The sequence below is a fragment of the Verrucomicrobiia bacterium genome (genome assembly GCA_035765895.1).
Taxonomy (GTDB): domain Bacteria; phylum Verrucomicrobiota; class Verrucomicrobiia; order Limisphaerales; family DSYF01; genus DSYF01.
Genome location: DASTWL010000034.1, coordinates 45,864 through 59,191, shown reverse-complemented (window position 1 = coordinate 59,191; position 13,328 = coordinate 45,864). Strand labels below are relative to the sequence as shown.

The following is a 13,328-nucleotide window of genomic DNA, read 5'->3' as shown; positions in this document are numbered from 1 at the left end:
CATGCGTGTCTCCAAAAAAACTGATTACGCCCTGCGGGCGCTGTTCACGTTGGTGGAACACTACGGCCGCGGGCCCATTCCAATTCGCGAACTCGCACGCCGCAATGACGTGCCCAAGCGCTTCCTCGAACAGATCGTGCTCGATTTGAAGCGCCAGGGCTGGGTGGACAGCGTGCCTGGGGTGCGCGGCGGCATTCTGCTGGCAAAGGCGCCCGGGAAAATCACGATGGGTGAGGTGGTGCGGCACTTCGATGGCATCATTGCGCCGCTCGAATGCGTTTCCGTCTCGGGTTACCAGCGCTGCACGCAGGAGCCCGTCTGCCGCTTTCGGCGCGTCTTTCTTGACGTGCGGAACTACGCCACAAACCTGATGGACGGCGCGACCCTGGAAACCGTGGCCAAGGGAGCACCGGTCCAGAACAAGGAAGTGTTCGCCCCCGGTTTCGTGGGGGGCGAAGGGATTTGAAGCCGCTTCTGGAGCGGAAATAAATTTCACTCGGATGTTGACTTGGGCATCGCACTTCATAAATTAACGACTCATCAAGTCGTTATTAAACGACTTGGCCTGTTTGGCGGCATGATTGCCGCCAATTTATTCATCAGAAAGACGAGTGAATTACTCGTTATTTAAAATGAAGCACGAAATGCAAAAGCAGCCGATGCCCGCAGCGAGCGGGGCGGGAGACGCCTGGCTCGAGCTGGTTCGCCGTCAGGTGGGGTCGCTGCGCTTCGGCGTGGTGCAAATCGTGGTGCATGATTCGCAGGTGGTCCAAATTGAGAAGACGGAGCGCGTCCGCTTGGAGCGGTCGCCGAATTGAGATTTTCGCCCACCGGAACACCGGCGGCATTCAGCAGAGAAACCCAAGAGCAACTGACCAGACCACTGGAAGGAGCGCAAAATGAAAAATCAAACAACACATGAAACTCAGCCAGTGGTTGCTTGCGGGGCTCGCGGGCACGCAAGTCATCGGAACTTCATTCGCCGCGGACGACGCGGACACGATTGAGGGATTGAAACAACAAATCCAGCAACTTGACCAGAAAGTGCGCGTGCTCGAACGCAAACAGGAACTCGACCAGGAAGCCGCCGCCAAGGCCAAGCCCGCGCCCGTTCTCAGCGTGGGCGAGAAGGGCTTCGCGCTCGAAAGCGCCGACGGCGCCTTCAAGCTGCGGCTGCGTTCGCTGGTGCAGGCGGACGCACGATTCTACCCGGACGATGGCGGCGTCTCGGGCAACGATACGTTCCTGATTCGACGGGCGCGCCTCGAGTTCACCGGCACGCTCTACGACAAGTTTGATTTTCGGGTCATGCCGGATTTTGCGGGCTCGACGCCAACGCTGCTCGACGCATGGCTCAATTGGCAAATCAAACCCGAATTCCAAGTGCTCGCGGGCAAGGTCAAGGTGCCGGTGGGCCTGGAACGCTACCAATCCCGGGAGAACAACCTGTTTAATGAAATGGGCTATCCCACCAGCCTTGTGCCGAACCGTGACATCGGGCTCGCGTTGCACGGGGAGGTGTTGGATCGGAAGCTCGACTATTACGTTGGAGTGTTCGACGGCACCACGGATGGCGGCAGCACGGTCACGGACACGGACGACGAGAAGACCGTCGCAGCGCGACTCTTCGTCACGCCGTTTGCCACCAGCGACAACGATGCGTTGAAAGGGCTCGGTTTGGGCATCGCTGGGACCTACGGCGATTCGGAAGGCACCCCGTCGGGCTACCGCACCGTGGGGCAACAAACGTTCTTCCGATGGAACTCGGGGACGGTTAACGATGGAACCGTCTGGCGAGTGGCGCCGCAGCTCTATTATTACAACGGCCCGTTCGGCCTGCTCGCGGAATACGTTGTGTCATCACAAGAACTGCGCAATGGCGCGGTTTCGGACTCGATCGAGAACACCGCGTGGCAGGTGACGGCCTCCTATGTGCTCACCGGCGAGGAATCCACCTTTCGTGGCGTGAAGCCGGCCCGGCCGGTCGGTTTCGGAGACAAGAAAGGCTGGGGCGCCTGGCAGGTTGTCGCACGTGCCACTGAACTGGATGTGGACAACGGCGCGTTTCCCACCTTCGCCAGCGCGGCGACATCGCCTTCGCGCGCGCGCAGCTACGGCGGCGGGATCAACTGGTATCTCAATCCGCAGGTCCGGTTTTCGGCGGATTACAACTGGACGGAATTCAGCGGCGCATCCCTGCGGGACGAGCACGCCATCATCACACGCGTGCAATTCCGCTTCTAATGTGCCGGGGCGGAAGAACCATAGACAAGCATTCAAAACGAAAGGATAACGGTCATGAAACTGAAAACTCTCCTTGGATTCGCACTGGCCGCAGCCGTCACGCTTCCCGCAGTTGCGAAAGAATACAAACTCCTCAATGTCTCCTACGACCCGACGCGCGAACTGTATCAGGAATACAACAAGTTGTTCGCTGAGTATTGGAAGCAAAAGACGGGCGACGAAGTCACCGTTCAGCAATCCCACGGCGGGGCGGGCAAGCAGGCCCGCGCGGTGATTGACGGTCTTCCGGCGGATGTGGTCACGCTGGCGCTGGCCTACGACATTGACGCCATTGCGGAACGCACGGGAAAGCTGCCGAAGAACTGGCAGGAGCGGCTGCCCCACAACAGCGCGCCCTACACCTCGACCATCGTGTTTCTGGTGCGCAAGGGCAATCCCAAAGGCATCAAAGATTGGGATGACCTCGTGAAACCGGGCGTGTCGGTCATCACCCCGAATCCCAAGACCTCTGGCGGGGCGCGCTGGAATTATCTGGCTGCCTGGGCCTTTGCGAAAAAGAAATACGGCGGCGATGACCAGGCGCGCGAATTCGTGACCAAGCTCTACAAGAACGTGCCGGTGCTGGACTCGGGCGCGCGCGGCTCGACCACCACATTCGTCCAACGTGGCATCGGCGACGTGCTGCTGGCCTGGGAGAACGAAGCGTTTCTGGCGCTGAACGAACTGGGCAAGGGCGAGTTTGAAATCATCGTGCCTTCGATCAGCATCCTGGCCGAGCCACCGGTGACGGTGGTGGACAAAAACGCGAAGAAGAAGGGCAATCTTGAGGTCGCGCAGGCATACCTCGAACACCTCTACTCACCGGAAGCGCAGAAGCTGATTGCGAAGCACTACTACCGCCCCTTCAAGCCGGAATACGCCGATCCGGCGGATCTGGAGCGCTTTCCCAAGGTGGACTTGATCACGGTGAAAGATGCGTTCGGCGGTTGGCAGAACGCGCAGAAGACCCACTTTGCCGATGGTGGGACGTTTGACCAGATCTTCAAGCCATGAGCCGTTCCTCCCTCATGGACGCTAGCAAAGCGCCAGCGAGCAATTGCCGGCGCTCCTTGGCTGATATCCTCGCGCCGCTGGATGCCTTGGCCGCCCGCTTGCCGGCGTTTATTGCGAGTCCATTGCCACTGAACGGGTGCGATGACGAAGGTGCGGTGCTGCCGCGCTACTTGTTTTTGGGGGAACCGGGCGGCGCCGCGTCCATTCACATCGGGCTGTTTGGCGGGCTGCACGGCGACGAGCCCGCCAGCGCGTTTGGCCTCGTCCGCTTTGCGGAACATCTGGAGCGCAAACCAGAAATTGCGCGCGGCTACTATCTTTCGATCTATCCCGTCTGCAATCTCGCTGGCTTCGTCGCCGGAACCCGCCACGCCGCGTCGGGCAAGGATTTGAACCGCGAATTCTGGCGCGGCTCGACCGAACCCGAGGTGCGGTTGCTGGAGCGGGAACTGACCGACAACCGTTTCGATGGTCTGATCGCGCTGCACACGGATGACACGAGCGATGGGCTGTATGGCTTCACCAGCGGCGCGCTGTTCACGGAGGAATTGCTGCGTCCGGCGTTGCAGGCGGCGGAAACGATTCTGCCCGTGAATCAACACCCGGTCATTGACGGCTTTGACGCGCGGCAGGGGATTTGCCGACAAGGCTATTCGGGCGTGTTGAGCGCGCCACCGCTGTTGCGCCCGCGCCCGTTCGAGATCGTATTTGAGACGCCGCAACACGCCCCGCCGGATTTGCAGGAGCGGGCGTTTGTTGTGGCATTGGAGACGATGCTTCGTGAATACCGCCGCTTTATCGCTTACGCTGCGAATCTATAATCATGTTTCGCTTCCACCAGAAGAGTGTGTTGCCCGGCTTCAAACTGACGCTCGGCTTCACGATCTTTTATCTGAGCCTGATCGTGCTCATTCCGCTGGCGGTCACGATGTGGAAGACCACTTCGATGTCGTGGGCGGAATTCTGGACGGCCATTTCCGCGCCCCGGGTGGTGGCAAGCTATCGCCTGACGTTCCTGGCGTCGCTTTCCGCGGCTTTGGTGAATGTCATTTTCGGACTCCTCGTGGCTTGGGTGCTCGTGCGATATGATTTTTGGGGTAAACGGCTCGTGGATGCCCTCGTGGACCTGCCTTTCGCGCTGCCCACCGCCGTGGCGGGCATCGCGCTGACGGCCGTGTATGCCCAGAACGGGTGGATCGGAAAACTCCTGGTGCCGCTCGGGATCCGGGTTGCGTTCACGCCGGTCGGTGTCTGGGTGGCGCTGACGTTCATCGGACTGCCGTTTGTGGTTCGCACGGTGCAGCCGGTGCTGGCGGACTTTGACACGGAGGTCGAGGAAGCGGCGGCCAGTCTTGGGGCGAACCGCTGGCAGACGTTTCGCCGCGTCATCTTCCCCGCGCTGATTCCACCGCTGTTGACGGGCTTCGCGCTGGCGTTCGCCCGCGCCCTCGGCGAATACGGCTCGGTCGTCTTCATCTCCGGCAACATGCCGATGAAAACAGAGATCGTCCCACTGCTCATTATGACGAAACTGGAGCAATACGATTACGCGGGCGCCATCGCGCTGGCAATGGTGATGCTGTTGGCGTCCTTCCTCCTGCTGCTCACGATCAACCTGATTCAGTGGTGGAACAGCCGCCATCATCATCTGGCCTGAGCATGAATGTGATTTCGTCACTTGGACGCAAGCGAGAGGGCGCGCCGCCGCGCGCCACGAGCGAACCGGCGTGGATTCGCCGGCTGCTCATCGCGGGGGCGCTGGTGTTTCTCGGTTTGTTTCTGTTCATCCCGCTGGCAGCGGTGTTTGCGCAGGCGCTGGCCAAGGGCTTCGGCGCCTACTTCGGGTCGTTCGCGGATGAAACCACGTTGAGCGCCGTGAAGCTGACTTTGCTGGCGGCGGGCATCTCGGTGCCGTTGAACTGCGTGTTTGGCGTGTGCGCGGCTTGGGCGATTGCGAAGTTTGAGTTCCGTGGCAAACAACTGCTCATCACACTGATTGACCTCCCTTTTTCCGTGTCGCCGGTCATTTCGGGGTTGATTTACGTGGTGATGTTCGGCGCGCAGGGATTGCTCGGGCCGTGGCTGATCGAGCATGACATCCAGATCATTTTCGCGGTGCCGGGCATCGTGCTCGCAACGATCTTCGTGACCTTCCCTTTTGTGGCGCGCGAGTTGATTCCGTTGATGCAGGCGCAGGGCAAGAGCGAGGAGGAAGCTGCGCGGGTGCTGGGCGCGGGGGGCTGGCAGACGTTCTGGCGCGTGACGCTGCCCAACGTGAAGTGGGGCCTCCTTTACGGCGTGATCCTTTGCAATGCCCGTGCGATGGGCGAGTTCGGTGCGGTGTCCGTCGTGTCCGGCCACATTCGCGGCGAAACGAACACCATGCCGTTGCACATCGAGATTCTTTACAACGAATACAACTTCGTGGCCGCGTTCGCCGTGGCGTCGCTCCTGACGCTGCTGGCGCTGGTGACCTTGGGCATCAAGACCTGGGTCGAGTGGCGCAGCGCCGCGGAAACCACGGCTGAAAGCTAGTTTCATGAGCATCGAAGTTCGCAACATCACCAAACGCTTTGGCAGTTTCACGGCGCTGGACAACGTCAACCTGAAAGTGGAATCCGGCGAACTGGTCGCCTTGCTGGGCCCATCCGGTTCCGGCAAGACCACGCTCCTGCGTGTGATTGCCGGTTTAGAATTCCCCGATCCGGGAGAATCGCAGGTGCTGTTCGACGGCAATGATGTTACGCACCTTCCCGCGAGCGAACGCAAGGCAGGTTTCGCTTTCCAGCACTACGCGCTATTCCGGCACATGACGGTGTTTGAAAACATCGCCTTCGGACTGCGGGTTCGCCCGCGCCAGACGCGTCCGAGCGAAGCCGAGATTCGCTCGCGCGTTGAAAAGCTGCTTCAGCTCATCCAGCTCGAACCGCTTGGAGGACGGTATCCGTCGCAGCTTTCCGGCGGCCAGCGCCAGCGGGTTTCACTGGCCCGCGCCCTGGCCGTCGAGCCAAAGGTGCTATTGTTGGACGAGCCGTTCGGTGCGCTGGACGCGAAGGTGCGCAAGGATTTGCGCCGCTGGCTCCGTCAGTTGCATGATGAAATTCACGTCACCACCCTCTTTGTCACGCACGATCAGGAGGAGGCGCTGGAAGTTGCCGACCGGGTTGCGGTCTTGCGTGCAGGACGCGTCGAGCAGATGGGCACACCCGACGAAGTCTACGATCGCCCAGCGTCGCCTTTTGTATATGATTTTTTGGGCAACGTGAATCTCTTTCGCGCGCGTCGCCGCGATGGGCAGTTGGTCATAGGTTCGGCGGCGACCTCGCTGGGAACCGAGGTGAACGAAACCGAAACGGTTGCCTTTGTGCGTCCGCATGACATCCATGTGGCGCGCGAACCGAGCGGGCGCCACCAGTTGGCTGCCCGGGTTGTCCGCCAGCATGCCGCCGGTCCGGTGGCGCATTTGGAACTCGTCAGGCTCGATAATGGTTCACCCTTTGTGGTGCAGCTGAGCAAGGAGCAGTTCCGCGAATTCAGCCCCAAACTGGGCGAAACCCTATTTGTTGAGCTCCGTAACATCCGGGTCTTCCCCGAGGATTACTCGATTTAGTGACATGTAGTCTGCTGCCCCCCGGTCAGAATCGCAGCCACTGCTGACCTTTTGCATCCGGCGTATCTGGACACGGCCTCGGGAGCGCCGACATTCTCGTCAAATTAATCCGGAGCGAACGGCCGCGCCGACCAGATAGAAATGCAAGCCAGGCGTGCCTAGGAATGCGATGGTCCCAAATCCGATCCGGAAACCGGGGCTTCGCAGCCCTTTCGTTTTTCATGGGCTCGGATACGCCCCTTTGCATCATCCTGCTTGACGTCGAATGGGAGTTTGGCAGATTAACGACGTAAAAGGTCGTTATTTGTGGGCGTTCGTGTTACTGGCGGCAATCGGCCGCCATTTTTCGTCTCTCCCGAGGGGCGGGTGGGTTGATGCAAGGCGCGCGATATGACTGAGAAACCTCATCGGAGCATCGTAAAGGCGATTTCGTGGCGGGCAACCGGCACGGTTGATACGATTGTCATTTCGTTTTTGGTGACCGGTCAGGTCAAAATGGCCTTCAGCATTGGGTTTGTGGAACTGTTCACGAAGGTGGCGCTCTACTACGTGCATGAACGGATTTGGAACAAGCTGTCCTTCGGGCGGGTCAAGCCCAAGGACGATTATACGATTTAACGCAAGCATTTATGAGTCAGTTGTCCCCATCAGAATTGAATCAGCTCAACACCGATCTGCGCGATCAAAGCGCCTTGGACGTGGTCAAATGGGCCATCGCCCATGCCGGCGGCCGGGCCCTGGTTTCGACCAATTTTCGACCCTACGAGGCGGTCATTTTGCATCTTGTGACGCAGGTGCAGCCGGACATTCCGGTGTTGTGGGTGGATCATGGTTACAACCGGCCGGCGACTTACCGGCATGCCGAGCAGTTGAAGGCCCGGCTGAAACTGAATTTGAAGCCCTACCTGCCGAAGTTGACCGCGGCGCATTACGACGCCGTTTACGGCGGGATGCCCGAGCCAACGCCCGAGAACGAGGAAAGGATCAAGGCGTTCAGCACGGTGATGAAGCTGGAACCTTTCCAGCGCGGCATGCGGGAACTGGCGCCCACGGTCTGGTTGACGGCCTTGCGCAAGGTGCAAAACCCGAACCGGGCCGGCTTGGACCTCGTCAGCGCCGATGCCAATTTCGGCTCGCTCAAAGTCAGCCCTGTGTTTTACTGGAGCGACGCGGAGATGGAGGCGTATTTGCGGCAGCACGATCTCCCCAACGAATGGGACTATTTTGACCCCGCGAAAGCCGATGAGAAGCGCGAGTGCGGCCTCCATGCGGCATGGGGCGGCAAGGCTGTTTCCGACGGCGCCGGCATCTGATTACGATGGATGATGCGTTCGGACGTGGCCGGCGCCGCGGTTCGGATGCGCGTTTATCCGTGTGCATCTGCGGTTAACACATGAGCTCATATCACCTGGATCATCTGCAGTATCTGGAAACCGAAGCCATCCACATCATGCGCGAGGTGGCGGCGGAATTTGAACGCCCGGCGCTGTTGTTCTCCGGCGGCAAGGATTCCATCTGCCTGCTGCGGCTGGCCGAAAAAGCGTTCCGGCCGGCGGATTTCCCGATGCCGTTGTTGAACGTGGACACCGGCCATCACTTCCCCGAACTGAACGAATTCCGTGACCGCCGCGCGGCGCAACTGGGCGCCAAGCTGATTGTCCGCAAGGTGGAGGACGCCATTCAGTCGGGCATTGCCGTGCCGACGCCGGGCGAAATCAGCCGCAACCGGCTGCAAATCCCCACGCTGCTCGCGGCCATCGAAGAGTTCCGGTTTGACTGCGCGATTGGCGGGGCGCGGCGCGATGAGGAGAAGGCCCGGGCCAAGGAGCGTTTTTTCAGCTTCCGCGATGCCTTCGGCCAGTGGGATCCCAAGAATCAGCGGCCGGAGATTTGGAATCTCTACAACGCCCGGGTCAACCAGGGCGAACACATGCGGGTCTTCCCGCTCTCGAACTGGACCGAGATGGACGTGTGGGAATACATCCGGAAGGAAAAGCTCGAGGTGCCCACCATCTATTTCAGCCACCAGCGTCAATGCATCCGACGCAATGGCCAATGGCTGCCGGTGACGAATCTGCTGCCGCCCAAGCCCAGGGAGGAAGTGAAGAAAATGGTCGTCCGGGTCCGCACCATTGGCGACATCATCAGCACCGGCATGGTGGAAAGCCCGGCGGATTCCGTGGACGACATCATCGCGGAAATCGCCGCGGCGCGCGTCACCGAACGCGGCTCCCGCGCCGACGACAAGGCGAGCGAGGCGGCCATGGAAGACCGCAAGAAACAAGGGTATTTTTGAGGCCACACTGTTGGCCAATGTCCAAGCAACGCCAGCTTTTCCATGACAGCTCAGACTCATCTCACCGTTGAAATTCTCCGCTTCAACACCTGCGGTTCCGTGGACGACGGCAAGTCCACGTTGATCGGCCGGCTGCTTTACGACTCCAAGAGTTTGATGGAGGACCAGATCGAGGCGCTGGAGCGCTCCGCGGACATCACGGGCGGCGGCCAGATCAACCTGGCCAACCTGACCGACGGCCTGCGCGCCGAGCGCGAGCAGGGCATCACGATTGACGTGGCCTACCGTTACTTCGCCACGCCGCGCCGCAAATTCATCGTGGCCGACACGCCGGGGCACGTGCAATACACGCGCAACATGGTCACGGGCGCCTCGACGGCGAACCTGTCGGTCGTGCTGGTGGATGCGCGGCAGGGCGTGATTGAACAAACGCGCCGGCACACTTTCCTCGCGGCGATGCTGGGCATTCCGCACGTCGTGTTTGCGGTGAACAAGATGGACCTGGTGGATTGGAGCGAAGACCGTTTTCTCGAAATCCGCGAGGAAATCGAATCCTTTCTGCCGCGGCTCGACGTGTTGCGCGACGTGAAGTTCATCCCGTTGAGCGCGCTGCACGGTGACAACGTGGTTGAAAGCTCCAAACACACGCCGTGGTTTGCCGGGCCGCCGCTGCTCGGTCACCTGGAAACCGTCCACATCGCGAGCGACTGGTCCATGGCCGGCTTCCGCTTTCCGGTGCAGTGGGTGAACCGGCCCCACGATCCGACGGACCCGAAGCTGCATGATTTTCGCGGCCTCAGCGGCCAGATCGCGGGCGGCATCGTGCGCGTGGGCGACGAAGTGACGGTGCTGCCCGGCGGTCACCGCTCGCGGATCAAGGAAATCTGGACCTACGACGGCACGGTGGCCGAGGCGTTCTGTCCGCAAAGCGTGACGCTCCAGCTTGAGCACGACCTCGATGTCAGCCGGGGCGACGTCATCGTGGGACTCGACAATCTGCCCGGCGTCAGCACGGACGCGCAGGCCCGCATCTGCTGGATGAATCCCAAGCCCCTGCAGGCCGGGCGCAAATACTGGCTCAAGCACGGGACGCAGACGGTGCAGGCAATGGTCACGGGCATCACCAGCCGCGTGGACATCACCAATTTTGAATCCCAGCCGCAGCCGGCCGAACTCGGGCTCAATGACATTGGCGACATCCGCCTGAAAACCGCGCGCCCGCTGGTGTTCGACGGTTACCGCCACAACCGGCTGACCGGCTCGTTCATTTTGATCGAGCCCGGCACCAACCACACGCTGGGCGCGGGCATGCTGGAGGCGCCCCTGCAGCCTTACCTCGTGGAAAGCGAGGAGTTTACCATCTGACGCCGGCGTGTTGGGCTGCGCGGTGTAAATTGGAGATCACGAATCATGAACGAAACCACCACCAAGCTTTCGCGGAACGAAGATTTGAAGCGGTCCTGCCCGTCGCTGGCCGGCACCATTGCCGCGACGCTCGCCGATCCTGCCGCGGACCATTTCAGCGAGGACGACAACCAGTTCCTCAAGTTCCATGGCGTTTACCAGCAGGACGACCGCGACCTGCGCAAGACCGGCAAGAAATACATCATGATGATCCGCACGCGCTGCCCCGGCGGCGTGGCGACGGCGGCGCAATACCTGGTGTTTGACCGGCTGGCGCGCGACTACGGCAACAACACCCTCCGCATCACGACGCGGCAGGGGATTCAATTCCATCACGTCGTGAAGGGCAATCTGCGCGCCGTCATTCATGATTTGAACCAGGCCCTGGTTTCCACCATCGCGGCCTGCGGCGACGTCGTCCGCAACGTCACCGCGCCGCCCACGCCCTTCACCAACGGCCTGGGCTCGCGCGTGCTGGCGGACGCGAAGCGGCTTTCCGATTCCATCCTGCCGCGGACGAGCGCCTACCACGAAATCTGGGTGGATGGCGAGCAGTTGAACCTCGAGCGCGTCAACGCGCAGGCGGATGTCAACGATCCGCTTTACGGCAAAACGTATCTGCCCCGCAAATTCAAGTTCGGCTTCGTGATTCCGCCGTTGAACGACACGGACATTTTGGCGAACTGCTGCGGGTTCATCGCCATTGAGGAAAACGGCCGGCTGGCAGGCTACAACCTCACGGCCGGCGGCGGCATGGGGCGCAGCCACAACAACCCCGCCACGTTTCCGCGCCTGGCGGACGTCATCGGCTTCCTGACGCCGGAACAGGTGGTGCCGGTGGCGCATGGAGTGGTGACGATTCACCGTGACTTCGGCGGCCGCGTTGACCGCAAGCATGCGCGGTTGAAATACGTCCTGGAGGACCACGGCGTGGACTGGTTCCGCAACGAACTGGAGCAGCGCATTGGTTTCAAGCTGGGCCCGGCCCGGCCGTTCAAATTCGAACGCCAGGGCGACGCCTACGGCTGGCACCGGGCGCACGATGGCAAATGGTTCCTCGGCCTGTTCGTGCAGGACGGACGCATCACCGACGCCCACGGGCCCCGGATGAAAACGGCCCTGCGCGAAATAGCCGAGCAGGTGAAACCGGAGTTTCGCTTCACGCCCAACGAGAACGTCATTCTCGTGGGGCTCGACGATGCGCAGCGCGCCGCGGTGGACGCGATTTTGACACGGCACGGCGTCAACGTGGTTCGGCAGGGCACGCCCACCCAACTGGCTTCGATGTCCTGCGTGGCCTTGCCCACGTGCGGTCTCGCGCTCGCCGAATCCGAGCGCATCATGCCTGAGTTTGTGGCCAAGGTGGATGCCTTGCTCGCGGAGATCGGCCTGCCGGAGCAGGAATTGATCATCCGCATCACCGGTTGCCCGAACGGGTGCGCCCGACCTTACACGGCCGAGATCGCGCTCGTGGGCCGCGCGCCGAACAAGTATCAGCTTTTACTTGGCGGCAACGAACCGAGCACGCGCATGAACCGGCTTTACAAGGACAACGTGCCTTACGCCACCGTGCTGGACGAATTGCGGCCGCTGCTCGTGCGTTTCAAAGCGGAACGCCAGAACGGTGAGCGCTTCGGCGACTGGTGCGCCCGGGTGTTGTTCGCCGAATTGCATCTGCCGGAACGGTGCTGAGGGCGTGGTTGAATTTGAGGATCAGCGAAATGGTGAACGAGTGATCGAGCCTTTCCAGCGACGTTTCACTCAGTGAACCCTTTCAACTGATTTGGCCGTTTCACCGTGACTTTGTATCGCCTCAACCCCCTCAAACCGTGTCTTTCTCCGACGCCACGCTGCTGCTCATCGGCCATGGTTCGACCGTGAACGGTGATTCGGGGGCGACGGTGTATCAGCACGCGGCCGAGCTGCGCCGCCGCGGCCTGTTTGCGGAGGTGCGCGAAGCGTTCTTCAAGATCGAACCGCGCATCGGCCCGGTGCTGGCCGGCATTCGCACCCCGCGCGTGTTCGCGGTGCCGCTCTTCGTGAGCGAAGGCTATTTCACGCGGCAGGCCATTCCCTGCGAACTCGGCCTGCCGGCGGGAGCGCAGGACATCATGCCGGCCCGGGTGCGGCGCGGCGAACAAACGCTTTTTTACTGCGATCCCGTGGGCACGCATCCGCTGATGACAGAGGTCATCCTGGCGCGCGCGCAGCGGGCATTGGCGGAGGCGGACGGAACGAGCCCCGTCGCCCGGTCCACCACGGCCCTGGTCATCGCCGGCCACGGCACGCCGCTCAATCCCGATTCCCGCAAGTCGGTTGAACGTCAGGTGGAGCGCATCGCCGCGCGTCATCTGTTCGCCGAGGTGCATCCGGCTTTTCTGGAAGAGGAACCGCGCATTGCCGACATTCCCCGGTTCGTTTCGGCGCCGAACATTGTGGTCGTCCCGTTTTTCATGAGCGACGGGCTGCACGTTTGCGAGGACATTCCGGTGCTGCTGGGCGAACGCGAGGAGGTCGTGCAGGCGCGGCTCAAGGCGGGCCAATGGCCGTGGCGAAATCCGCTGCAACGGGCCGAAAAGACAATTTTCTACACGCGCGGTGTCGGCAGTGAGCCGGGCATTGCCGAGGTGATTTTGGAACGGGTCCGGGCCGCGACGGTTTGAAGTCTTTCCACCGGCGTTCGCGCGGTTTTGTCCACGCAGCCGAAAACAAAACGGGCGC

General features: G+C 61.3%; 14 protein-coding genes. All 14 read left to right on the top strand.

Annotated features, from left to right (window positions below):
• Nucleotide 1 precedes the first annotated feature (1 nt).
• Nucleotides 2-466, top strand: a complete 465-nt coding sequence (locus VFV96_07400) for an Rrf2 family transcriptional regulator (GenBank protein HEU5070222.1) — start codon at nt 2-4, stop codon at nt 464-466.
• Between the two features lie 166 nt (nt 467-632).
• Nucleotides 633-818 carry a YezD family protein gene (locus VFV96_07395; protein ID HEU5070221.1) on the top strand — a complete coding sequence of 62 codons (186 nt, stop codon included), beginning with the start codon at nt 633-635 and terminating at the stop codon, nt 816-818.
• A 100-nt stretch (nt 819-918) separates the two neighbouring features.
• Nucleotides 919-2,244, top strand: a complete 1,326-nt coding sequence (locus VFV96_07390) for a porin (protein HEU5070220.1) — start codon at nt 919-921, stop codon at nt 2,242-2,244.
• A gap of 54 nt (nt 2,245-2,298) precedes the next feature.
• The gene (locus tag VFV96_07385; protein ID HEU5070219.1) at nt 2,299-3,297 is read left to right on the top strand and encodes a sulfate ABC transporter substrate-binding protein; all 999 of its coding nucleotides are present in this window, start codon (nt 2,299-2,301) and stop codon (nt 3,295-3,297) included.
• Nucleotides 3,298-3,353: 56 nt separating this feature from the next.
• A complete protein-coding gene (locus tag VFV96_07380; protein HEU5070218.1) occupies nt 3,354-4,118 on the top strand; it encodes a succinylglutamate desuccinylase/aspartoacylase family protein in 765 nt (254 codons plus the stop codon).
• 2 nt (nt 4,119-4,120) lie between these two features.
• Nucleotides 4,121-4,954, top strand: a complete 834-nt coding sequence (gene cysT / locus VFV96_07375; GenBank protein HEU5070217.1) for a sulfate ABC transporter permease subunit CysT — start codon at nt 4,121-4,123, stop codon at nt 4,952-4,954.
• 2 nt (nt 4,955-4,956) lie between these two features.
• Nucleotides 4,957-5,832, top strand: a complete 876-nt coding sequence (gene cysW / locus VFV96_07370; GenBank protein ID HEU5070216.1) for a sulfate ABC transporter permease subunit CysW — start codon at nt 4,957-4,959, stop codon at nt 5,830-5,832.
• A gap of 4 nt (nt 5,833-5,836) precedes the next feature.
• Nucleotides 5,837-6,907, top strand: a complete 1,071-nt coding sequence (locus VFV96_07365) for a sulfate ABC transporter ATP-binding protein (GenBank protein ID HEU5070215.1) — start codon at nt 5,837-5,839, stop codon at nt 6,905-6,907.
• 390 nt (nt 6,908-7,297) lie between these two features.
• The gene (locus VFV96_07360; protein ID HEU5070214.1) at nt 7,298-7,525 is read left to right on the top strand and encodes a DUF2061 domain-containing protein; all 228 of its coding nucleotides are present in this window, start codon (nt 7,298-7,300) and stop codon (nt 7,523-7,525) included.
• A gap of 20 nt (nt 7,526-7,545) precedes the next feature.
• Entirely contained in the window at nt 7,546-8,220 is a 675-nt protein-coding gene (locus VFV96_07355) for a phosphoadenosine phosphosulfate reductase family protein (GenBank protein ID HEU5070213.1), read from the top strand.
• 80 nt (nt 8,221-8,300) lie between these two features.
• On the top strand, nt 8,301-9,203 hold the full coding sequence (cysD, locus tag VFV96_07350; protein HEU5070212.1) for a sulfate adenylyltransferase subunit CysD: 903 nt from the start codon (nt 8,301-8,303) through the stop codon (nt 9,201-9,203).
• A 42-nt stretch (nt 9,204-9,245) separates the two neighbouring features.
• A complete protein-coding gene (locus tag VFV96_07345; GenBank protein ID HEU5070211.1) occupies nt 9,246-10,568 on the top strand; it encodes a GTP-binding protein in 1,323 nt (440 codons plus the stop codon).
• 45 nt (nt 10,569-10,613) lie between these two features.
• Nucleotides 10,614-12,299, top strand: coding sequence for an NADPH-dependent assimilatory sulfite reductase hemoprotein subunit (locus VFV96_07340; protein ID HEU5070210.1), 1,686 nt, complete (start codon nt 10,614-10,616; stop codon nt 12,297-12,299).
• Between the two features lie 137 nt (nt 12,300-12,436).
• Nucleotides 12,437-13,270, top strand: a complete 834-nt coding sequence (locus tag VFV96_07335) for a CbiX/SirB N-terminal domain-containing protein (protein HEU5070209.1) — start codon at nt 12,437-12,439, stop codon at nt 13,268-13,270.
• Nucleotides 13,271-13,328 lie beyond the last annotated feature (58 nt).

Excerpts from the sequence above, each read along its gene's own strand:
- VFV96_07400 (HEU5070222.1), top strand. The coding sequence starts at position 2 with ATGCGTGTCTCCAAAAAAACTGATTACGCCCTGCGGGCGCTGTTCACG.
- VFV96_07395 (HEU5070221.1), top strand. The coding sequence starts at position 633 with ATGAAGCACGAAATGCAAAAGCAGCCGATGCCCGCAGCGAGCGGGGCG.
- VFV96_07390 (HEU5070220.1), top strand. The coding sequence starts at position 919 with ATGAAACTCAGCCAGTGGTTGCTTGCGGGGCTCGCGGGCACGCAAGTC.
- VFV96_07385 (HEU5070219.1), top strand. The coding sequence starts at position 2,299 with ATGAAACTGAAAACTCTCCTTGGATTCGCACTGGCCGCAGCCGTCACG.
- cysT (HEU5070217.1), top strand. The coding sequence starts at position 4,121 with ATGTTTCGCTTCCACCAGAAGAGTGTGTTGCCCGGCTTCAAACTGACG.
- cysW (HEU5070216.1), top strand. The coding sequence starts at position 4,957 with ATGAATGTGATTTCGTCACTTGGACGCAAGCGAGAGGGCGCGCCGCCG.
- VFV96_07365 (HEU5070215.1), top strand. The coding sequence starts at position 5,837 with ATGAGCATCGAAGTTCGCAACATCACCAAACGCTTTGGCAGTTTCACG.
- VFV96_07360 (HEU5070214.1), top strand. The coding sequence starts at position 7,298 with ATGACTGAGAAACCTCATCGGAGCATCGTAAAGGCGATTTCGTGGCGG.
- cysD (HEU5070212.1), top strand. The coding sequence starts at position 8,301 with ATGAGCTCATATCACCTGGATCATCTGCAGTATCTGGAAACCGAAGCC.
- VFV96_07345 (HEU5070211.1), top strand. The coding sequence starts at position 9,246 with ATGACAGCTCAGACTCATCTCACCGTTGAAATTCTCCGCTTCAACACC.
- VFV96_07340 (HEU5070210.1), top strand. The coding sequence starts at position 10,614 with ATGAACGAAACCACCACCAAGCTTTCGCGGAACGAAGATTTGAAGCGG.